Below are 22,212 nucleotides of genomic sequence, written 5' to 3' on the forward strand. Positions count from 1 at the left end.
CTCAATCAAGACTTAGGACCATCTGACTCCTGCGAAGAAAGTCAGGTTGATCAGCGGATGCGCAATTGTTTAAAGAAGCAGGTTGCCAAAACCATAGCAAGCTAGCTGATCGCTACCTCAGAAGGTGTCTTTCCGAACTCCTTTTTGAACGCGAAAGAGAAGTGAGAAAGATCTTCAAAGCCTACTTCCAGATATACTTCATTCGGGTTTTTGATTTTGCGTCCGGATTTTGAAGTAAGCTTCATCCAGGCGCTTTTTTTTGAGCCAGTTTCCCGGGTTCGTCCCAAACGTCTTTTGAAAATCCCGCTTAAAGGTAGACAGGCTTCTTCCGGTGAGGAATGCAAAGCGATCCAGGCTGACATTGAACCGGAAGTTCGTGTTCATAAACTCTTCCAGATCAATTTTATCAGGAATGCCGAAGTTAAAGAAGACGCTGGCCAGGTCAGGTTGCGACTTCAATAAGATCAGCAACAGTTCTTCGCGTTTAATGTCTGCAAAAGTCTTATCAAGCTGCCGGTTGCCATGATAATAGGGTTCCAGCGATTGGATATAGCTTTTTAATAATTCGTTTTCCTTGATAAACAGAAATGAATCGCCATTTCCGGACGGCTTGACGTCGTAGGAATGGCGATTCACAAACTGTTTTAGAAATGTCTCATCAAGGGTAATGATGATCTTTTCAAATTGATCATGCTCCCGGTACTTCGTATAGCGGATCAGGTGATTTTTCCGGGCGATGAAGTAATCGCCCGGTCGCATAGCATAGCGCTTACTTCCGTCATAGGCCAACATCGTGCCTTTAAGAAGAAACATAAAGAAATGTTCCGGGATAAATTGCTCCGGCGATATCTCGGGACCTAAATAACAGGAATGAATGCTATTCATGCTCAAATTTAATACTTAACTTCATTCAGGAAAGAACTCACGCCACAGTGCTGTCCACACTTGCTAAGATTGCCTCCTCTTTACTTCTTGGTTGCCAGCCTAAAATGTCCACAGCCTTTCTATTAGACATTTGCGTATACATCTCCGGTTGGGTTGGTTTCATTTCAGCAATGCGATCCGCCTTTTGGGGACGTTCTGTTTTGATCAGCTGTGCGACATCATAAAAGCTTACTGCCCCATCCGAGGTTGCCAGAAAACGTTGCCCTCTGGCTTCCGGGTGCAACATGGCTTTGATGTGAATACCGGCCACATCACGCACGTCAACTATTCCAAACGTGAAAGCCGGGCTTTCCGTAACCGTGCCTTCCAAGATCGCTTTAATGACACCTTCATAGGAGGCCGGGTAGATATCTCCGATGACCGGACCGAAGATACCAACGGGGTTGATAACGCTCAACTCCATGTCGCCACCCTCCTTCCTGATAAATTCCCAGGCCGCTTTTTCAGCGATCGTTTTCGACTTGATATAAGGCGCGACGGAAGCGTTCTCATCCGTCCAATCCTCTTCTGTAAATGTATGACCTTTACGATCTGCACCATAACCGATCGCAGCGAAAGATGATGTAAGTACGACCCGCTTCACCCCACTCAGTTTAGCAACCTTCAGCACCCTTAATGAGCCGTCCCTGGCAGGGATGATCAGATCATTTTCGTCCTCAGGTTCAACCAATGGAAAGGGAGATGCCACATGCAGGACATAATCACAACCTTCCGTGGCCTCGTTCCAGCCTTTATCGGCTGTCAAGTCAGCCTCGAAAAAATGCAGGTCCTGCAGTTCCGTTATGCCGCCTTTTGCTAAGGCGCTTATGATATTTTCTTTTTTGGAAAGGGAACGCAGCGTCGTATGAACGGTATAGCCCTGTTGCAGGAGTTGTAAAATGGTATGAATTCCCACGAATCCACTTCCGCCTGTTACTAATACTTTTTTATTTTTCATGGTCTGAATTTTAAATGTACAGGCAAAATTCAGCATTAAAACCCGAGTTCGTTTTGTTGTGAAGGTCAAATTTGCTTTGTTGTACGGGTCATCTTTTTAAGGCAACTTCATTCGATAGCTGGTTGCCTCCCCTCCACCGTTCGAGCTTAGCCGTTGAACCTGAGCGTATTGCAACCGGACCTCTCTCAATCACTACCCTGGTCAAATTTGCAGACCGAACCAACAGCTTGAAATGCGGTCCCAAAAATTCTTGATTTTTTTTCGCGCCCGCCGAACTTTCGTATGAGTTACGGCATCATTACTCATATTTAACAATGTTAACTTATGAACAAACAAAATTTCAAGCGAAGCATGGGTTCGGATACTACCGGCACCCGTAGGAGATCAGGAAAAAAGATGACAAAAACTTTCAAGGGGATCAACCTGCTCTGTTGCTGTCTGCTAATGACCACGGTATCGACGGCCTCCTGCAGCAAGGAAGCAGATATTGCGGCTAATGGGCGCAATGACTACTTTAAACCCGACTCCGGTGTCCAGACCGGCGGTGCAAAGCTCATACCTGTCAAAACGGCGAAAGGAACATTCAACGTATGGACCAAAAGAGTGGGCAATAATCCCAAGATCAAGGTACTGATCCTGTCTGGCGGCCCCGGCGCGAGTTCTGAATACCTGGAATGCATGGATAGCTTTTTCCCACGGGAAGGGATTGAATACATTTACTATGACCAATTGGCAACCGGACGCTCTGATAATCCGAAAGACACTGCGTTATTTGACCTGGGAAGGAGTGTTGAAGAGGTGGAGCAAGTACGAAAAGCGCTAAATCTGAATGCTGACAACTTTTATCTGTACGGGCATTCATGGGGCGGTATCGCTGCCATGGAATATGCGCTTAAATATCAGCAGAACCTGAAGGCGCTGATCGTGTCAGATATGATGTCGAGTGCTGCCGACTATAACCGATATGCCAACGACGTGTTAGCGAAACAGATCAACCCTGACGTATTAAAAGAGATCAGGGCGATCGAAGCCAAGGGAGATTTTGAAAATCCCCGCTATATGGAATTGCTCGTTCCGCATTTTTATGCCAAGTTCATTTGCCGTATTCCGGTCGAACAATGGCCGGAGCCATTGAACCGTGCTTTCGGAAAGATCAACCATGATTTTTACACCATCATGCAGGGACCAAGTGAGTTCGGGCTGCGGGGAAAATTGACCGGCTGGGATATCAAGGCGAAGTTGCCAGGCATAACGGTCCCCGTACTGACCATTGGTGCCAGATATGACACCATGGATCCCGATCATATGAAATGGATCGCTTCGCAAGTTAAGCACGGCAGTTTCCTGTATTGCCCAAATGGCAGCCATATGTGCTTCTACGATGATCAGCAGGTTTACTTTCAGGGTCTGATCCAATTCATCAAAGCCATTGATTCCGGAAAGCAAGCGTTATCGTTCAATTCGTCATCAACAAAGGCACATTAATGAAAAGCTACCGATTTATGCAAGCTATAAAATTCATGACGGCGGTCTTGTTATGCCTGGTGTTAACGTCGACTCCCGCATTATCATCAACCCAGGCTGTACTTGAAAAAACTAACCTAAGCAACATGGAAGAGGGTGAACACTATGCGGACGTCAATGGCGTCCGCCTGCATTATTATGTCAGGGGGCATAAGCGTCCTGTCCTGCTCGTCCCCTCTCCGGGCTGGGGCGTAAATGTTAACTATTTGATACCGATCCGTGTTTTTGAAAGGCATTTCACGGTTGTTTACGTTGATACGAGGCTCAGCGGAAAATCCTCCGGTCCGGCTGATGCTAGCCAATATACGGAAGCGCACTTCATCGGCGATATCGAAGCGATGCGAAAACACCTGGGATTAGTGAAATTTTCCCTGGCGGGGCATTCGGCTTCCGGGCACCTTGTGTTAGCCTACGCCCTAGAACATGGGAAGAACCTGACAGCGCTGATCACCATCGATGCCATTGTTGCCCGCGACAGTCTTCGTGCCGCTGAGATGAAAGGGCGGATCGACAAAAAAGCGCAGGAGCCGTACTATAAGGCGCATCCTGCGATATACCGTAAAGCTTATGAACAGTTCTATGGCTTAAGCGGCAAAGAAGCATCACTAAAACAACAGCTCATGACGTACGGATATTTCTATTTGTACGAACCATCAAAGGCACCTGCCCTGATCTCGCAGCTAAGCTTCAATGATACGGTAAACACTTATACGGATCAGGCAGGCTATACCACGCAGAACCTTTTGCCTGAATTGCCCAGGATCACGGTGCCGACCTTGATCGTTTCCGGTGATGATGACTTTATTTGCGATCCTTTAACGCAGGCGACCCGCATGCATGGAAAGATCATCAATTCCAAGCTTTTGATCATCAAACAAAGCGGGCACTTTCCTTGGGTGGAACAACCGCAACAGTTTGATTTTGCATGTGAGCAATGGTTACGGGGGCTTCGTTTATAAAGTTATCGAAACACCTTATTTCCCGGTACCCGGTTGACCAATCCTTGCCGGTAATGCTGATGCCAGCATTACCGGCTTTCAGCTGAATAAACCATTAATCTTACGCCATTCCATGACCTATGAAAACAAAGATTATTATTTTCGAACAAGACAAGTCTTTCCTCAGTACGATCTCGCAAATCCTAAAGACCGACCCGACCCTGGAAGTTGTGGGTGAGTTCCCGGAAGCAGCAGGTTGTCTGGAAAAAGTGATCCGGTACAATGCAGATATCGTTTTATTGGATATCGAAACAAAAGGAACCGGAATCGATATGATCACCGCCCTGAACAGCGAATTACCCCATGTTCAAATACTTGTTCAAACAAGTGCGGACGATGAAATGATGATCGTTCAATGCATCAAGGCGGGGGCCGCAGGTTACCTCCGGAAAGCTGATCTAACCAGCAAATTAATTACCAGTATCAGTGAGCTAAGAAATGGTGGAGCGCCTATAAGCAGCGAGATCTCGCGGAAAGTCCTGAACATCATCTACCGCTCGCCTGACCTTAAATCCATGCAGCCCCAGCCCGAAAATTGCTATAACCTGACCGCAAAGGAAAAAGAGGTTCTAAGCAATATTGTCAATGGGCTGAGCCACAAAATGATCGCGGCTGACATGAGGATCCGCTATGATACGGTCCGCAATCATGTAAAGAAAATTTATGAGAAGCTTAATGTAGCTTCACTAACAGAGGTTGTCGCCAAAGCGATCTATCAGGAGATCGTTTAAGGCATTCATTTTAACCGGGTAAATCATTCGTGATCCACCCATCCTACCGGGATCTCAATTAGCGGCCGACCCCATCAAATGATAAATGTTACTGTCATTTGATGGGGTCGGTTGTTTAAAGGGTATTGCCTGCTGCTTCAAGGTTGATTCGCAGTGACCGGCGACGGCTTCCCGTTCGTCGATTACCTATGATAAGCGACCAACAGCATGGCTGCCGGCTCCTTACCCATCGCCGCGGTTATCCGTTCACCTCGTTGGCAAGGCACGCTTACTGCTGGGCAGGATGGGAAGATTTACGGAGATCGACGTTAAAAACTTCATCATCCGGCAAAACGCACAAACTATCAGTCTCTATCATATAGGCAATAGTTCCATGTACCACAGCATGCCTTGACCTGAGGCGGATCTTCTGCTCGAACGTTGCCTCCTGATTAAAGTAAGCAAGCCTCATTCTAAAGAGGTCACTATAAATAACTGTGGGCTGGCTTTCTTTGATGCCACCAACTAACTCAAATTGTGTTGATGGTAAAAAGGATATCCGGGTCGGGATCGGGCCGCCCTCAGGTACGGTCGTCGAGTAGATCAAGCATTCCGGGCCTATCTCTGCCCTGATCCTGAGCGTAGCTTCGTCCCCGTGGCGTTCAACAACTGAATATGACCAGGTTACCTGCGTTTGTGCCGATACGCCAATACCGCAAAGCAGAAGCGACAAGGTCAGGATGATACATTTTTTCATAGCGTGTATATTGGTGAACTACAAAATAACGTACCCGGGAAGATGATCCCTACAGCCGGAATAGAGGGTTTTTAATACCCAAAATGGGGATGGAGCTGGCGTAGCTGTTGTATCGATCCGCCTCTTGAAAAATAATTGGAGTCAACAGAACAGCCCCCGGTCGCAACTGGCGGCCATAACCGCAAAAGTGCAGGCTAAGCGAGCGTTCAGTAAAGCTTTTGAGTCGGTGCAGGCCTGTAAGAACCGTTACGAATAACTGCTTCCCACTTGCAAGTCAGGCCTCGGCGCGTGATAAAGTTTAAGACGCTTCATGGACCTGTCGTCTCTTTCTATAACGACCAGGGACCCCGGCGGGCAATGAGTGGGATGCTCTTCGGAATTGCTGAACCGGATCCGCATCACAGAGATCTCCCCGGATGTGATGCATCCCGAGACATGCTCGATGCCGCTTCCATGTTCCAGGTCGTCATAGATGGAGGCAATGAACTTATCTTTTCCGTGCAACCGCTTTCCACTGGTCAGTACCATCTCGAGCTCACCGTTAAGATGGCGGTCCAGTTCACGGAACGCAGCACCATCCTGATGTATTGCAGGCATCAATTCTTTATAATACCGGTTCCATTGCCGCGACCTTTCCACTTCAATGCCTGGATCTATTTTGTCGATGTGCCACTGTTTTACCAATTCGGCCTTTCCGGCACTTAGCCGGCTCCTAACCGTTCCTACCGGAATGTCCAAAACTTCGGCGATCTGGGCGTAGCTGTTATAAGCACTAAAATACCTTAAAATCAAGGGCTGTTTCAGAACCGGGGAAATGTTGGCGAGTGAGGCGTATAGGTGGTCTCTTTCCTCAAGGCTTTCAATGTGCCGCTCAATACTGTCTTCTACGGGTTCGAAATTTTGCGTTCCGTAAGGAACCTCAGCTTTTGATCTCATTTTCCGCATGAGCTGATAGCAGCTGTTCAGGGTTATGCGTTTGAGCCATGGCCGGATGGCATTGATGTCCCGAAGTTGATGAAACTTCAAATAAGCGGTGATCAGTGCATCCTGGATGGCATCATCCGCACGTTCATAGCCGCATATTCTTAAAGCAATGGCAAATAGTTCTGCCCTGTACTGATCGCAGGCAGCGGCAAAGAGCTGGTGATCGCCAGGGGCGGCAGACGGTGACGTCTGCTGTTCAGCAACATCAATTGGGTCTCTCAAAATAAGTTTGCTCTCCGTATCGGGTGACATTTAATTCCTTGAACTTTTCCCATCGGTAACGCTCCCCTTTCCCGAATATTATATTGTTCCTGTCATTTATGATCCGCTGACACTCCAAAAATAATGGCCGTCGTGTGGCATATACCCTCGCCGGAGCAACCTACCGATCTTTCAAAACACCGGCCGGGGCATCAACCTATGGCACCGGATAAAGGCCTTTGGCCCAAAGACAAAATCCCGGCAGGACAGGGTATCAGGCCCGTTCAGCCAAAAATTAATGTTTAGACTTGACCGGACCATTAAGGTTCGGTACTTCGAAAGCATAAGATTTAATATTATTTTAACCTTCGTCGAAAAAGTATTACTTTTCATCTTAAATGACAAAGGAAGTGCCATTAGCAGATGAAGAATTGGTCGAACGCCTCAGGCAGAGCGACCAGTCTGCTTACGCGACCATCTTTCAGAAATATAATACCCTTCTTTTTGCACATGCCTATAAGAAGCTTCAGGACAAAAATGAGGCCCAGGATCTGGTTCAGGAAATATTTTTGTCGCTTTGGAAGAACCGCGAACATGCGCAGATCGATAATCTCATGGCCTACTTATTTACGGCGGTCCGCTATAAGTTCTTCAACATCATTTCTCATAAGCAGGTCGAAGCAAAGCATTTGGAATCCTTGCGTAACTTTGTCGGAAGCGAGACACCTATCGCTGATTATCTTGTCCGGGAACGCATTTTCATGGAACTTATCGAACACGAGATCAGTTTACTTCCACCCCGGATGCGCCTGGTGTTCCAAATGAGCCGGAAGCAACATCTTTCACACAAAGAAATAGCTTTAGAATTAGGCATTTCGGAACAAACGGTAACAGATCAGATCAAAAAAGCCTTAAAAATACTACGACCGCGTCTTAGCATGCTCTGTTATGTCGCTTTGACGATCGAATTGTGCCATAATTAATTTTTTTTGTAAAAATATTCTTTTCGACATCCCCCTTTCTGCAACTTTAGATGACATGGTAGATATAAAAGGTAAAACTTTGATATGCCAAAGCCAGACGAGTTAGAATTAATTAGAAAATACCAGGACGGAACTGCCAGTGAAGAAGAAAAAGCTTTACTGGAAACCTGGTATTTACACTATAACCAGCAGGAAGACAACCAGCTTTCAGAAAGTGAATATCAAGCCATATCGGCGGATATCTGGAAGAATCTGGACCATGCTTCAAGACCTGCGGTCATTCGGAGGTTGAACTGGAGCAAGCTGGCGATAGCAGCCGCTATCCTATTATTCATAACCATCGGTACTTATTTCTACGTGAACAAGCCCTACAACAGGACACCACAGCAAATGGCTCAAAATATCATGCCGGGTGGCGATGCTGCTTACCTTACCTTATCTGATGGAAAGGTCATCGTGCTGAACAAGCGCAATATTGGCGACCTGGCAAATGAAGCGGGGGTTACGATCAAAAAGACCACACCTGGGGAATTGATTTACGAGGCCGACCTACAGGCTGAGGGCGTAACGGCTGAAAAGAATACGATCACCACGCCGAATGGTGGGCAGTATACGGTCATCCTTTCGGATGGAACAAAGATTTGGCTCAACGCTGGTTCTTCCCTCACCTTCCCTTCAAGGTTCACGGGAGATTTCAGGGAAGTAGACCTTAAAGGCGAGGGCTATTTCGAAGTGGCGAAGGACAGCTCCCATCCATTTCACGTACTTGCCGGCGGGCAAGAGATCAGCGTCCTCGGCACACACTTTAATGTCAGTGCCTATTCCGATGAGCCGTCTATCCGCACCACCCTCGTGGAAGGATCGGTTAAGGTAACGCATCATGGGCAAAGTTTCATGCTATCTCCTAATGACCGGGTTACGGATCAACGTAAAGATGGCCATCTGAGGCTTGAACACGGGATAGATGCTGACGAGGACATCGCCTGGAAATCGGGAAGGTTCTACTTCAATAATACCGCTGTATCTACCGTATTAAGACAGGTTGGCCGCTGGTATAACTTAGACATCGTATACGAGGGGAAAGTGCCCGGGGATTTCCTGAGTGGATCCATGTCCCGTAACCAGGACCTTTCCCAGGTGGCCAAGCTGCTTGCATTGACCGGTATAAAATTCAGAATAGAAGGGAGGAAACTTATCGTTCAGTAAATCGCACCTGCCCATTACGATCCGCGGCGAGGCCGTAGATTTCAGGTTCGCAAAAAAAAACCGGAATGTGTTGACGCACAATCCGGCAATAATTTTGGGAACTGGTTACAACTATTGATTCTCTCTAAGCTTATTTCCAACCCAAAACATACAAAAGTATGCAAATTTTTACTTCCAGTAAGCCGGACATCCCCTGCGTCCGGTTAAAAAAACTCCTTTTGGTTATGAAATTAACCTTCATGCTCATTTTCGCCTGCCTTCTCCAGGTAAGCGCCGCAAGTTACGGACAGCGGATCAATCTGAATGAGAAGAATATTTCCTTTGATAAACTCCTGAAAAAGCTCGAAAAGCAAAGTGGATATTCGATCTTATACAATACGAATATTCTAACGGATATCCCGCTGGTCAACGTCGATATCAGACAAGCGACAATAACGGAAGTGCTTGACAGATGCCTGCTCAATAAACCGCTTGACTACGTGATCATCGATAAAAGCATCGTGATACAACGGAAGCCGGGAATGCCGGTCGGAAAGCCTGCCGACATGCTGATCAAAGGACAGGTCGTCGATGAGAAAAACCTGCCGCTACCTGGCGTTACGATCAAACTCAAAGATGGCAATAATGTCTGGGTTACGGATGCCGATGGCCGGTTTACCGCATTGGTCAACGGAAAGGACCCCGTCCTGATCTTTAGCCACGTGTCGTTTCAAGCCCAGGAGGTCAAAGCAATGGATCTTATTCGAATGGCAAAAGATGATCAAGCTGTTGTTATCATGAAAGCGGTTACAAGCGTATTGGATCAGGTACAGGTCATTGCCTACGGGCAAACAAGTAAACGGCTGAATCCTGGAAACGTCGTATCGATCACGGCTAAGGATATTGAACATAATCCGGTAACCAACGTGCTGGAAGCGCTGCAAGGGCGGGTTCCAGGTATGTTCATCCAGCAAAACTCGGGCGTTGTCGGCGGCAGCTTCGACATCCGGATCCGGAACGCAAAAAACTTCACCTCCCAATCACCGCTCTACACATCAAACCAACCACAGCCCCTGATCATATTGGACGGCGTTAGCATACCTTCCGGTACGCTCCCACAGTTACTGACGGGTGCCTCCGGGGCCGCATTGTCCTTTGCCGGTGGGAACGCGCTGAACTATCTCAATCCGAATGATGTTGAAAGTATCGAAGTGTTAAAGGATGCGGATGCGACAGCCATTTATGGTGCAAGGGGTGCTTATGGCGTGATCATTATCAACACCAAAAAAGCAAAGCCCGGTCCGCCGAGTTTAAACGTCAATGTATACAGCGGGGTATCGGTGAAAGGAACTGCCCCGCAACTACTTAATACGCCCTCCTATCTCGACATGCGTCGCGAGGCCTTCCGGAATGACGGAACGAATCCGGGCAGCTTCGACAACGACCTGAATGGCCAGTATGAGCTGAACAAATACACAGATTGGAAGAAATTCTTTATTGGTAATGCTGCTTTAAATACCAAGGCGGATGCGAATTACAGCGGCGGATCTGAACTTATGGGCTACAAGATCAATGCGGGTTATCATAATCAGCAGAACGTCATCCGCGGAAAAGGATCTGCGCGCGATGGGGAGGTCGGCCTCTCTTTAAACATCCGTACACCGGACAGGAAGCTGAATTTGGGCATCCAGGCCAATTACGCCAATGCCATTAATGACATGCTTTCCTATAACCTGGACCGGTTGCTGCTCACAGCGCCGAACGCGCCGGACGTGTTGCTGCCCGACGGTAGTATAAACTGGGCACTGGCTGACAACCCGGCCAGACTTTTACAAACCATTTACCGCAACAAAGTGTCCAATTTGCAGGCGAGTGCCAACCTCAACTATAATTTATTACCGGGGTTAAGCTTAACGGGTACTGCCGCCTATAATGAGCAAAACTCTAATGAACTGTCAGCAACGCCCTCTACCTATTTTCCACCTACCGCTGCGTTTGCGCAATCAACTGCGAGCATATTCAACCATTATAATATCCGTAGTATAACGGTCACTTCTTACGCACACTATAATAACAGATTGGGCAAAGGTGACCTCGACGTAAAAGTAGGCGGGGAAATCAATGACCGCCTGGCTTTAACAAACAGTATCTCTGGCTCAAACTTCAGCTCTGATGCTTTAATTTCCAATCCGGCGGCAGGCAGCAATCCCCCGACGGTAACTTACAACTCGATACCGTTCAGGTCACTGGGTTTGTTCGCCGTCATCAAATATACGTGGGACAATAAATACATTATTGACCTGAACGGCCGGAGGGACGGGTCAAGCCGCTTTGGTCCGGACAGGCGCTTTGGCAATTTTGGATCAGTTGGCGCAGCATGGATCATCAGCGAAGAAAGATGGTTCAAAAGCGTTCTTCCTTTCATCAGCTTCACAAAACTTAGAGGTAGTACCGGTACAGTTGGTGGAGACGCAATTTCAGATTATGCCTGGCTCAATTCTTATACCGTGTTAGCTAATGGCTACGCCGGAAAGGGATCTGTTCAAAACCAACTGTTAGCCAATCCTGATCTCGCGTGGGAAAAGAACAGAAGATCCGAGATTGGTCTGGAGTTAGGGCTGTTCAAAGACCGTCTTGTTCTGGAGGCCGACTATTATTACAATAAGGCGAGCAATCAGCTACTCGCGCAGCCGCTACCCTCTACGACCGGTTTTAAAACATTTGCTATAAACTCCGACGCCGTGATCCAAAACACCGGCTGGGAAGCGATCGTGTCAGCGAAAGTGCTAACCACGGGAAAATTACACTGGAATACACGGTTCAATGTGACCTTACCGAAAAGCAAACTCCTGCGTTTGCCCAATTATCCGACCGGCACGCTCAACAACTTCGTTCTGGGAAGATCGACGAGCGGCATTTTGCTTTATGATTATGCCGGTGTGAACCCGGCGACGGGCAATTATCAATTTACCAATGCAGCGGGTTTAAAGGCAGATTATGCGCTGTCCGGCTCAGGAAGTTTGAACAGTGCCAAAGATAAAACGGCATTCGTTGACCTCAATCCCAAGTTTTACGGCGGGTTGGAAAACACATTTAGTTATAACCGGCTGTCCTTAAGTTTCTTTTTTACGTTCACTAAACGAACCGGACAGAGCTTCCTCGGTCAGCAAACGATTTACCCGGGAACTTTGATGACTAATATTCCGCTATCTGTATACGATCAACGTTGGCAAAAGCCGGGTGGTGTAACAAAAGTTCCCCGGTTAAGCGCAGGAATTTTAGCTGCGTCATCCCAATCTTTCTTTAACCAGAGTACAGGCGCGTATGAGGATGCTACTTACGCCAGGCTGCAAAACCTGAATTTCAGTTGGGAGCTTCCTCCGCTGTTAGCGAGAAAGATCGGTTCGAAGCGGGCTAGCGTATTTCTGCAGGGCCAGAACCTCCTCACGATTTCCAAGTATGGGGACGTTGATCCTGAAAGCCTGAGTGCAAGCAGATTGGCTCCGCTAAAAATTTTTACTGCTGGCTTTAACGTAACCTTTTAAGCATTGTAACATGAAATACTTCTATTCACCTCTTATCGTTTTCATCGCCGCGGGTATTGTGATGCTTGCCGCTGGCGGATGCAATAAATATCTCGACGTTCCTTTGCCTGTCAACAGGATCACAGGCGATGCCGCTTTCATAAGCGACGCTGCAACGTCCAGTGTAGTAACAGGACTGATCCAACAAATTTCCCAGGCAGGTTATACCGCCGGTTCCACCGGAGTTGGTTACACCACCGCACTTTACGCAGATGAAACGCAAAACCTGAACCCGGCAATCCTCAGTAATGCCTTGTTCTACGCCAATGGGCTGAATACATCTTCGCCTTCCGGTACTACGCAATGGACTGCGATCTATCAACAGCTCTATCAGGTCAACCTTGCTATCGAAAAAATCAGTAGCGGAACTGGTACTTTATCTTATCGAAATCAATGGCTTGGCGAGTCTTATTTCCTGCGGGGATACCTCCTTTGGATCTTGACCAACTTATATGGTGATGCCCCCATGCCTCTGACCTCAAACTTCGAGTTAAACAGGACGATCGCGAACAGTCCGCAGGCCAGTCTTTATTCACAGATCATTAAGGACCTTAAAATGGCCCAAACCCTTTTGACTGTAGATTATAAAGACGGATACGGCGCAGCGACCACAGACCGAAGCAGACCAAATCAACTTGCTGTGCGCGCCATGTTAGCACGTGTCTATTTATATCAGCAGGACTGGGCGAATGCAGAAGCAGAAGCAACAAGTGTGATCAGCGCTGCAAATTACCAGTTAGTTCCGCTTAGTCAAGCGTTTCTGATCAATAACAAGGAAGCCGTTTGGAGCTTTGCCACGCTGACGGGTTCTACCACCGTGGTCAGCGAATATACTTTGTATAACAATGCGATGCCAGCGGTCATCCCGGCGGGCAGGCAACTCACCTCCTACGGTGTCAATGCAGCGATGAGCACCGACCTCGTCAATGCCTTTGAGCCCGGTGATAATCGTTTGCAGAACTGGGTACGCCAGACCACTGTGCCAGCCACAGCAACCGCCCCAGCGCTCACGTATTATTTCCCCAATAAGTATAAAGCTTCAGCTGTTGGAACGGAGCATAACGTGGTATTGCGACTAGCCGAAGCCTACCTGATAAGGGCGGAAGCCAGGGCCCAGCAAAACAACCTGACAGGCGGCCAGGATGATTTGAACGCGGTCCGGCAGCGTGCAGGACTTGGCCTGCTAAAGCCCGCTTCGCCGGAGCTGCTTGTTGCGGCAATACTGAAAGAGCGGCGGACAGAACTATTCACAGAATTCGGTCATCGCCTGTTCGACCTGCGCAGAACAGGTACGCTCAATACGGTGATGAATGCCTACGCCCCTGTAAAAGGCGGTAGTTGGAGTGCTTACAAACAATACTGGCCGAGACCTGCTGAAGATTTACAGACTAATCCTAATATCCAGCAGACCCCTGGCTATTAACTGCCAGGATCATCAAAACATTTTCAATGACAGGACTTCCCCTCCCCATTTTGGTTGGGGCTGGGAATTCACTGCCATAACGCAACTACATCAAGATATGATCATGACTCATAAAGCCCTTAAGATATATACGGCATTCATTTGCGCTGTGCTCCTGCTGAACATAGGTCAGGCATTTGCGCAAAAAGCACCTTCGAAAGCTGGCAGTACTACCATGCCGAAGGACTCGATCAAAGAAAAAAGCCTGGCAACAGCCGTTGCCACGGCAAAACCGGTTTCTCCAAAACCTTTCAAAGATGTTATTCCGGCGACGGCGAAGACAATGCACGGATTTTTTAAAGTGCACCTGGTAGCCGATAAGTATTTTTTAGAGATCCCAGACACCTTGTTAAAAAGGGACATACTTATCGTAAACCGGCAGGATCAGGCTCCGGCCGGGTTTCGTCTGCCCTTCGGATTATCAAGCTTTGCGGGAGATCAAATGGGTGAATCTGTCATCCAGATAGAAAAAATTCCGGGCGAGAAACTGGCGATCAAATCAATTCTCTTCAAGGAAAGGGCTTTGGATACCACTGAAAATGGTCTGGGCAAATTGCTGGTCAAAAGTAATGTTCAATCCATACAGGGAACGTTCGCCATCAAAGCGTTTAACTTTGAACGCCATAGCAGCATCATTGAGGTTACCGATTTTATTAATGGCGACAATGCCATCTTTAGCATCAATGACCCACTTCCAAAAAGCTTCCTGGGCAGTCTCATTGCAGATCGTTCTTTCATTGAAGATATAAAGGCCTTTCCGGACAACATCGAGATCAAAACCGTCAAAACATTTAACCTCAAGCCGACTGGCCAAATACCCGGTAAACCCGTAACCTTCCAATTGAATAGCTCTGTCATCCTGTTACCGAAAAATCCCATGCGGCCCAGGGTGGCAGATCCCCGTGTCGGGTTTTTCTCGAACGTCTATGACGATTTTGATGCGAATATGTATGGTGTCTCTACAAAGGCATTCATATGGCGATGGAGGTTAGAGCCTAAGCCTGCAGACCTGGACCGGTATCGTAAGGGCGAACTGGTCGAACCACAAAAGCCGATCGTCATTTACATCGATCCCTTAACCCCTAAAAAATGGGTTCCCTACCTAAAGCAAGGTATTGAAGATTGGCAGGTGGCCTTTGAAAAAGCAGGTTTCAAAAACGCCATTATCGCAAAAGACGCGCCGCTGAATGACTCGACCTGGAGCATCGATGATGCCCGTCATTCGGTTTTGGTTTACAAACCCTCTGCCGTGTTCAATGCGATGGGCCCCAGCATTAAAGATCCACGAAGCGGCGAAATTTTGGAAACGCATATCAACTGGCATCATAGCGTGATGACCTTGCTGCAAAGCTGGTATACAATACAGGCAGGTGCCATTGATCCACGGGTAAGGAGACCGGACCTTGACGAACATTTAATGGGGGAACTGGTGAGATTCGTTTCCTCGCATGAGGTTGGTCATACTTTGGGTCTCATGCACAACTTCGGCGCTTCTTCAACCGTTCCGGTTGCGAACCTCCGTAATAAAGCATGGGTAGAAGCGCATGGACATACGCCATCGATCATGGATTATGCCCGCTTCAATTATGTTGCCCAGCCGGAAGATCAAATCAGTGAAAAAGGCATTTACCCGCGCATCGGTGATTACGACAAGTGGGCTATAGAATGGGGATACAAATATTTTCCTGATATTTCCAATGCTACTGAGGAGCATAAGATCCTCAATGATTTGGTCGTTGACAAATTAAAATCCGGAAAGCAATATTTCTACGGCAGCCAGGTTGATCCGCTGACCAACGACCTGTCCTATTCACAGAATTTCGACCCCAGGGATCAAACGGAAGACCTGGGTGACGATGCCATGCTGGCGGGTTCCTACGGTATAAAGAATTTGAAACGCATCAAACCTCATCTTGTCGAGTGGATGCGCAAACCCGCAGAGAACTATGACAGGGCTTCCTTAATGTATAAGGAGCTAATCTCGCAGTTTCAGCGTTACATGGGGCATGTTTTAAAGAACATAGGCGGTATTTACACAACCCCTGTTACGGCAGACCAGCCTGGACCCGCCTTCACCGTCGTTCCAAAAGCCATACAAAAGCGGGCGATGCAATTTTTGAATGAGCAACTTTTTAAAACCCCGGACTGGCTGATAGACGGGAAACTTTATAGTGTGTCCAAATGTGACTTTAGCATGGTCACTAAAGTGCAGGAACAAATTTTAGCCGTCCTGTTGAACCCTCAAAGACTGTCCTTGCTCAACAGTGAGGAAAAGAATTTCCCCGGCCAGGCTTATACGGTCGATGCGCTGCTGACTGACCTGGGTAACGGAATATTTGCGGAAATTCCTGCCCGCAAAAGCATAACGGTTTACAGGCGGGACCTGCAAAAGGCCTACGTTCAGCTGCTCACATTATACGTCAGCAAGAATACCGGTGATGATACCGATGTATCTTCGCTACTCAAAGCGCATTTGAAAAAACTTGCATCAGTTACAAAAACAGCGATCGGGCGTTCGCCTGACCGAATGACGAAATATCACCTGGCAGATATTGCCGGGCGTCTGGAGAATGCCTTGAAGCCCTCCGGTAAGTAATGGTTAATAGTTAGTGATCGATAAGACGCCGTGCCGAAAGGCCGGCGTTTTTAATGGCGAAAAAATCATTCGACGGTCGAAGGATCCGGAGCGTTGGTCAGAAACGTTTTCGGCGTACCAAAGATTGGAAGATACTATTCAGTCAATTATCCTTCTACGTTCGCTTGTTAAAGTGACAGAAAGAACAAAGCAAAATTGACCATTTAAACAAAGCAAAGCGACTCACAAATGTCTAACTTAGTAATCAATTTGCGTTCAATACCTGTACCGGCTATATATTGAGAATTAAAAAATGGCAATTCAAAAACCCTTTCCGTTTGCGCAGATGATCTGGACCGTCGTTGAGGACAAGTTCTTTAAAGATGAGATCATCCTGGAATTTCATTCCTTTGTACGCATCATTTCCGGCGAAATGAAGGTGGTTCAGGCAGACCGGTCTTACATCTTCGGCCCGGGAAGTACGCTTCTTTTCCCCCGCAACCAGCTATCGGCAGTGATCAAGCAACCCAAAGATGGCGAGCCATATAAAGCTGTGGTGCTTGGTTTGACATTGGAGCGCCTGAAAACATTCTACGCCAAGCACAAGCCCGTATTCTGTGCTGCTGCCAATCATCAGGTGAGGATATTTGACGGCCACCCGCTGCTGGAAAGCTTTTTTGCCTCATTGATGCCTTATTTTGACCTGGAGCAAAAACTTCCGGAGAGTGTGTCGTCGCTTAAAGTAGAGGAAGCCATCGCTATCCTTCGCTTTATCGACCCTGGCACAGATAACCTTTTGGCTGACTTTTCAGAACCTGGAAAAATCAATCTGGCGGAGTTTATGAACAAGCATTACATGTTCAATATGCCAATGGAGAAATTCGGCTATCTGACAGGACGCAGTTTATCCACTTTCAGCCGTGATTTCAAGAAATCTTTCCGGATCACGCCTCAAAAATGGCTTACCCGGAAGCGGCTGGAATTAGCCCATTATCAGATCGCGGAAAAGCACAGGAAAGCTGTTGACGTGTATCTGGAAACCGGCTTTGAAAACCTTTCCCATTTTTCTTATGCATTTAAAAAGCATTTTGGTTACGCCCCGACCGAATTGCCAGGGAGACACGCGGTATAAACATTTATCATGACAGCAATATTGAGCCATTCCCCGCAGCCCCGATAGACAAGGAAATTTAGGTCGTCGACCTAACTTCACAATGTTCAAATTTTGGTCCTTTAGCTAACCATCACAACGATCTGCTATGAAATATCTTCCTTTTTTAGTTTCCGCCATGCTGAGCCTTGTATTTTCAATTGCGCAAGCGCAAAATACCGTTTGGAAAATTGGCGAAGCTGATGATAGCAGTGCCGGTCTGGCCCTGGCACCCAATAAATACGCTCATTTTCTGGATCATGATTTTGGTTGGGAAGACAGGTATTTCCTGATAGGCTATTCAAACCCGGCTACCGACTGGCCCTATGCCCTGCCCGGCCCTAAAGATGGCTGGGGCGGAACAGGACCAACATCGGGCGTACGGTCTAACTCACTTAACATACTTTTCGGGTTAGAAAATGCGCCTGTTAAGGGCAAATATAGTTTTGAGATTTCTTTTGCAGGGATACACAGCAAGTTTCCGCCTTTGCTGAAGGTGCTTATCAACGGAAGATCATATAAATATCGTTTGCCTAAACGCTACAATGATAAGGCCATAGAAGGTGATACCACCGGGTACGTTACATTCACCTATGCTATACCTTTTACCGATAGCCTGCTAAAAAAAGGCGGCAACGAAATTCAGCTGACCACGCTTGATGGTTCGTGGTTGATGTTTGACCAGGTAAGGCTGCAAGGCCCCGTTGGTGTAAAACTCATCAAACCAAAGGATTTTTTTGTGCGCGAAGTAAAAGTGGCTGCCTATGAAATGGTTAATAACGGCAAACGCTACCAACCGCTGCTTGTTGATGTGCAGCACCTTACAGGCAAACCCAAACTTACGGTCAAGCTTGATGGCAAACAGCTATTTGCGCAACAACTTGATTCGGCACGTTACCAGTTCGAAGTACTTATGCCTGCTGTTAGCAGCGCAAAAACAAGCAAATATGAGATACTTAAAAACGGGGTGGTGATACAAACCGGAAGCGTACAACGTTCGCCGAAGGCCTTGTTTACTTATGCCGATTATGCCAACACCACTATGGGAACAGGCCATTCGCGTTGGATGATAGCGCCGGGGCCGTGGATGCCCTTTAGTATGGTAAAGATCAGTCCGGACAACCAGAATTCGGGCTGGTCGGCCGGGTACGACCCGATACATGAGAGTATTGGCACCTTCAGCCATATACACGAGTGGACAATGGCCGCGCTGGGCACCTTCCCTACCAGCGGGACTTTAAAAACCCGTATTGGCGATGAAAGCGACAAGGGTGATGGCTACCGTTCTAAAATTGATAAATCAACCGAAAAAGCACCCGTTGGCTATTATTCGGTTTTATTAACTGATCATAATATTAAAGCCGAATTAACTGCCACTACCAGGTGCAGCTTTCAGCGATATACTTATCCCAAAGGTATTCAGCAGCGCGTAATGGTGGATTTGAAAGTGCCGGCTGAATACGATTATCAGCTGAAAAATGTCTCCCTTAAACAAACTGCCGACAACCGTTTAGAAGGCTACAGCGAGCAATTTAGCAAGGATGTCTGGTCGGGCATAAACCAGGAATACACTGTGCACTTTGTGATGGAGTTTAACCGTCCTATTAAACAGTTCGGCACTTGGGTAAATGATGATATCTCCGAAAAAAGTATTGATGCCATAGCAAGCCCGAAGTTTGCCGGCGCTTTTGTGGAATTTGATGAAAGCAAAGGCACTGTAGTGCAGGTACGCACCGGAATATCCTTAGTAAGCATTGAAAACGCCGCTAAAAATTTGAACGAAGAAGTAACCGTTCCCTTCGGCTGGAGTTTCGACAAAGTACATAATGCCCATCGCGATGCCTGGAACAAGCTGTTTGCCCGTTTACAGGTAAACACTAACGATTACCGTGAAAAGATGCGCTTTTACACCAACATGTACCGTGCGCTCGCCAGTCGTAATACCTGGAGCGATATTGACGGCCGCTGGGTTGACGCATCGAAAAAAGTGCAGCAGTTTACCGATAAAACTTCAGTTGCTTTGGGTTGCGATGCTTTTTGGAATACCTTTTGGAACCTGAACCAGTTTTGGAACATGGTTACGCCCGAATGGTCGTCAAAATGGGTAAAATCACAACTGGCCATGTATGATGCCGACGGCTGGCTGGCCAAAGGCCCGGCGGGTATGAATTACATCCCGGTAATGGTTGCCGAGCATGAGATACCATTAATTGTTGGGGCCTACCAGATGGGCATACGCGATTTTGATGCCGAAAAAGCATTTGCCGCCGCCTATAAAATGCAAACAACACCGGCACAACGCGTTGGCAAAGCGGGCCATGCCGGTAACGACGACCTGGTAACCTACCTTGAACATAAATATGTGCCCTATGATAAGGGACGCTTTTCAAACAGTTTGGAATACAGTTTTGACGACTGGACGGTATCGCAATTTGCTAAGGCACTGGGCAAACAGAAAGAGTTTGAACAGTTTAAAGAACGCGGCAACTACTGGCGCAATGTTATTGATAAAGAAACAGGGTATGCACGTTTGAAAAAATCAGACGGTAGCTGGATGCCGGGGTTCGATCCGTTCAAATCGGGCGCTAACGAGCATTATGTTGAGGGTAATGCCTGGCAGCTAACTTATTTTGTACCGCAGGATGTACCGGCACTGGCCAATACAATTGGGGTTGACAAGTTTACCGAACGCCTGTCGTGGGGATTTACAGAGAGTGATAAACTACGCTTCAACGCCCCCGGCGACCAGTATTGGGATTACCCGGTTATACAGGGCAACCAGCAGTCTATGCATTTCGCATTTCTGTTTAACTGGATGAAAAAACCATGGCTAACCCAGCGCTGGAGCCGCACCATTGTCGATCGATTTTATGGTTACGGCGCGTCAAACGCTTACCTGGGTGATGAAGACCAGGGACAAATGAGCGCCTGGTTTATAATGAATGCAATAGGACTTTTCCAGACCGATGGAGGCACCCATACGCAACCCATATATGAAATTGGCAGCCCTATTTTCTCAAAAATAACTATTGGTCTGGGCAGGCAATATGGTCGCGGAAAAAGCTTTACCATTGTAGCCAAAAACGCATCGAGAACCAATAAATATGTGCAGCAGGCGGTGCTGAACGGCAAGCTATTGAATAACTTCTGGTTCCCGGCACAGGAATTATTGAAAGGCGGCGAACTGGTGTTAACCATGGGTGATAAACCAAATACGAATTGGGGGGTGGGTGCTTTGCCGAAACGTGATTAATTTTAAGGTTTAGATTTTCGTTATCAGACAACTGCATCATAAACCAACTTAGGCTTGATGACGTCCTGAAAATGCGCCCTTAGACCGTGCCTAGGAATGGAAGTTTTATATGGCTAAAAAGCACGACCGGCGATTATAAATAGTTCCGATTAACGTTCCAAAAGGCTAAGGATTGATCGAAATGACATTCAGGACATATTTAGATACCTTCGCAAATGGAATATCAGCACAGATCTGGCTATTAAATAGACAAATAAGGGGATGTTTTAGTAGTTACCTAGCCGCTAGTTTTGGTCTGCTAACACGAAGTTGAACAACGCTTAAAATCCTTATGAAAAAAGTCTTTTATTTGTCCATAGTTGCTTTGATCGTACCTGCAACCCTCCTATTCTCCTGCGGTGAACCTGCAAAGGGCAACAAGTCAGGTGTCGCAGTTTTGCAGAAGAACAGCCTTGTGGACCGGGGCAAATATCTGGTTACTACGATCGGGTGCAACGACTGCCACTCTCCAAAGAGCCTCGGGCCGAACGGCCCGGAGATTATTACCAACAGGATGCTGTCAGGCTACCCGGATATCCGTCCCTTACCAAAATTCCCGGAGGATGTTTTGAAAAAGGGACTTGTGGTGATGAGTGGGGACTTGACTGCGGCGGCAGGTCCATGGGGTACATCCTTTGCAGCCAATTTAACCCCTGATGATACCGGAATTGGTAATTGGACAGAAGCTCAATTTAAAAATGCGCTTACTCATGGTAAATTTAAGGGTTTGGACGGGAGTCGCACGCTTATGCCGCCGATGCCGTGGCAGAACTACACCCACATGAACGATGGTGATATCAAAGCGATATTTGCTTACTTAAAGTCCATTCCGGCAGTCAAAAACATTGTGCCTCCATACCGCCCAGCAAAACGCTCATCATAAATAAGCAATTGAGCAGTGCTATGATACAAACCAAAAGCCGCT

General features: G+C 47.3%; 16 protein-coding genes. 11 read left to right on the forward strand and 5 right to left on the reverse strand.

The genetic code is table 11. From position 1 onward, the window contains the following. Positions 1–101: 101 nt before the first annotated feature. Genes QE417_RS07010 through QE417_RS07020 form a run of 3 tightly spaced genes read right to left on the reverse strand, consistent with a single transcriptional unit; the run spans position 102 to position 1,882 of the window. Entirely contained in the window at positions 102–245 is a 144-nt protein-coding gene (locus tag QE417_RS07010) for a helix-turn-helix domain-containing protein (RefSeq protein ID WP_311948720.1), read from the reverse strand. After that, positions 199–885, reverse strand: a complete 687-nt coding sequence (locus QE417_RS07015; protein ID WP_311948722.1) for an AraC family transcriptional regulator — start codon at positions 883–885, stop codon at positions 199–201. The genes QE417_RS07010 and QE417_RS07015 overlap by 47 nt, the downstream gene beginning before the upstream one ends. Positions 886–922: 37 nt before the next feature. Further along, complete coding sequence (locus QE417_RS07020; RefSeq protein ID WP_311948723.1) at positions 923–1,882, reverse strand: SDR family oxidoreductase; 960 nt, start codon at positions 1,880–1,882, stop codon at positions 923–925. A 324-nt stretch (positions 1,883–2,206) separates the two neighbouring features. Here QE417_RS07020 and QE417_RS07025 point away from each other — a divergent pair, with 324 nt between their 5' ends. From QE417_RS07025 to QE417_RS07035, 3 genes are all read left to right on the forward strand, one after another. Further along, complete coding sequence (locus QE417_RS07025; RefSeq protein ID WP_311948725.1) at positions 2,207–3,367, forward strand: proline iminopeptidase-family hydrolase; 1,161 nt, start codon at positions 2,207–2,209, stop codon at positions 3,365–3,367. Continuing rightward, complete coding sequence (locus tag QE417_RS07030) at positions 3,367–4,365, forward strand: alpha/beta fold hydrolase (RefSeq protein ID WP_311948727.1); 999 nt, start codon at positions 3,367–3,369, stop codon at positions 4,363–4,365. Before QE417_RS07025 ends, QE417_RS07030 begins: the two co-directional genes overlap by 1 nt. Positions 4,366–4,484: 119 nt before the next feature. Then, positions 4,485–5,135: a response regulator transcription factor gene (locus QE417_RS07035; protein WP_311948730.1), complete on the forward strand. Its 651-nt coding sequence runs from the start codon at positions 4,485–4,487 to the stop codon at positions 5,133–5,135. Between the two features lie 268 nt (positions 5,136–5,403). On the opposite strand, the gene QE417_RS07040 is transcribed toward QE417_RS07035, so the two are convergent. Together QE417_RS07040 and QE417_RS07045 are read right to left on the reverse strand one after the other, a co-directional pair. Continuing rightward, positions 5,404–5,871: a hypothetical protein gene (locus QE417_RS07040; protein WP_311948732.1), complete on the reverse strand. Its 468-nt coding sequence runs from the start codon at positions 5,869–5,871 to the stop codon at positions 5,404–5,406. Between the two features lie 246 nt (positions 5,872–6,117). Further along, positions 6,118–7,107 (reverse strand): RNA polymerase sigma factor, encoded by a 990-nt coding sequence (locus QE417_RS07045; protein ID WP_311948734.1) that lies wholly within the window; start codon positions 7,105–7,107, stop codon positions 6,118–6,120. Between the two features lie 347 nt (positions 7,108–7,454). On the opposite strand from QE417_RS07045, the gene QE417_RS07050 reads away from it, so the two are divergent. The 8 genes from QE417_RS07050 to QE417_RS07085 all read left to right on the forward strand — a co-directional run bounded on the left by QE417_RS07050 (position 7,455) and on the right by QE417_RS07085 (position 22,170). Then, a complete protein-coding gene (locus QE417_RS07050) occupies positions 7,455–8,039 on the forward strand; it encodes an RNA polymerase sigma factor (RefSeq protein ID WP_311948736.1) in 585 nt (194 codons plus the stop codon). A gap of 84 nt (positions 8,040–8,123) precedes the next feature. Beyond that, the gene (locus QE417_RS07055) at positions 8,124–9,245 is read left to right on the forward strand and encodes a FecR family protein (protein WP_311948738.1); all 1,122 of its coding nucleotides are present in this window, start codon (positions 8,124–8,126) and stop codon (positions 9,243–9,245) included. Between the two features lie 224 nt (positions 9,246–9,469). Beyond that, the gene (locus QE417_RS07060; protein ID WP_311948740.1) at positions 9,470–12,769 is read left to right on the forward strand and encodes a SusC/RagA family TonB-linked outer membrane protein; all 3,300 of its coding nucleotides are present in this window, start codon (positions 9,470–9,472) and stop codon (positions 12,767–12,769) included. A gap of 10 nt (positions 12,770–12,779) precedes the next feature. Further along, positions 12,780–14,231, forward strand: a complete 1,452-nt coding sequence (locus QE417_RS07065; protein WP_311948741.1) for a RagB/SusD family nutrient uptake outer membrane protein — start codon at positions 12,780–12,782, stop codon at positions 14,229–14,231. A 103-nt stretch (positions 14,232–14,334) separates the two neighbouring features. After that, a complete protein-coding gene (locus QE417_RS07070) occupies positions 14,335–16,866 on the forward strand; it encodes a zinc-dependent metalloprotease (RefSeq protein ID WP_311948743.1) in 2,532 nt (843 codons plus the stop codon). Positions 16,867–17,158: 292 nt separating this feature from the next. Beyond that, positions 17,159–17,977 (forward strand): AraC family transcriptional regulator, encoded by an 819-nt coding sequence (locus tag QE417_RS07075; protein ID WP_311948744.1) that lies wholly within the window; start codon positions 17,159–17,161, stop codon positions 17,975–17,977. 127 nt (positions 17,978–18,104) lie between these two features. After that, on the forward strand, positions 18,105–21,248 hold the full coding sequence (locus tag QE417_RS07080; RefSeq protein ID WP_311948746.1) for a GH92 family glycosyl hydrolase: 3,144 nt from the start codon (positions 18,105–18,107) through the stop codon (positions 21,246–21,248). Between the two features lie 331 nt (positions 21,249–21,579). Beyond that, the gene (locus QE417_RS07085) at positions 21,580–22,170 is read left to right on the forward strand and encodes a c-type cytochrome (RefSeq protein WP_311948748.1); all 591 of its coding nucleotides are present in this window, start codon (positions 21,580–21,582) and stop codon (positions 22,168–22,170) included. The last annotated feature ends 42 nt before the right edge of the window (positions 22,171–22,212 follow it).

It is taken from the genome of Mucilaginibacter terrae, assembly GCF_031951985.1.
Lineage (GTDB): Bacteria > Bacteroidota > Bacteroidia > Sphingobacteriales > Sphingobacteriaceae > Mucilaginibacter > Mucilaginibacter terrae_A.

Bases quoted from the DNA above. Each gene is read 5' to 3' on its own strand.
- QE417_RS07010 (WP_311948720.1), bottom strand. From the start codon at position 245: ATGAAGCTTACTTCAAAATCCGGACGCAAAATCAAAAACCCGAATGAA.
- QE417_RS07015 (WP_311948722.1), bottom strand. From the start codon at position 885: ATGAATAGCATTCATTCCTGTTATTTAGGTCCCGAGATATCGCCGGAG.
- QE417_RS07020 (WP_311948723.1), bottom strand. From the start codon at position 1,882: ATGAAAAATAAAAAAGTATTAGTAACAGGCGGAAGTGGATTCGTGGGA.
- QE417_RS07025 (WP_311948725.1), top strand. From the start codon at position 2,207: ATGAACAAACAAAATTTCAAGCGAAGCATGGGTTCGGATACTACCGGC.
- QE417_RS07030 (WP_311948727.1), top strand. From the start codon at position 3,367: ATGAAAAGCTACCGATTTATGCAAGCTATAAAATTCATGACGGCGGTC.
- QE417_RS07035 (WP_311948730.1), top strand. From the start codon at position 4,485: ATGAAAACAAAGATTATTATTTTCGAACAAGACAAGTCTTTCCTCAGT.
- QE417_RS07040 (WP_311948732.1), bottom strand. From the start codon at position 5,871: ATGAAAAAATGTATCATCCTGACCTTGTCGCTTCTGCTTTGCGGTATT.
- QE417_RS07045 (WP_311948734.1), bottom strand. From the start codon at position 7,107: ATGTCACCCGATACGGAGAGCAAACTTATTTTGAGAGACCCAATTGAT.
- QE417_RS07050 (WP_311948736.1), top strand. From the start codon at position 7,455: ATGACAAAGGAAGTGCCATTAGCAGATGAAGAATTGGTCGAACGCCTC.
- QE417_RS07055 (WP_311948738.1), top strand. From the start codon at position 8,124: ATGCCAAAGCCAGACGAGTTAGAATTAATTAGAAAATACCAGGACGGA.
- QE417_RS07060 (WP_311948740.1), top strand. From the start codon at position 9,470: ATGAAATTAACCTTCATGCTCATTTTCGCCTGCCTTCTCCAGGTAAGC.
- QE417_RS07065 (WP_311948741.1), top strand. From the start codon at position 12,780: ATGAAATACTTCTATTCACCTCTTATCGTTTTCATCGCCGCGGGTATT.
- QE417_RS07070 (WP_311948743.1), top strand. From the start codon at position 14,335: ATGACTCATAAAGCCCTTAAGATATATACGGCATTCATTTGCGCTGTG.
- QE417_RS07075 (WP_311948744.1), top strand. From the start codon at position 17,159: ATGGCAATTCAAAAACCCTTTCCGTTTGCGCAGATGATCTGGACCGTC.
- QE417_RS07080 (WP_311948746.1), top strand. From the start codon at position 18,105: ATGAAATATCTTCCTTTTTTAGTTTCCGCCATGCTGAGCCTTGTATTT.
- QE417_RS07085 (WP_311948748.1), top strand. From the start codon at position 21,580: ATGAAAAAAGTCTTTTATTTGTCCATAGTTGCTTTGATCGTACCTGCA.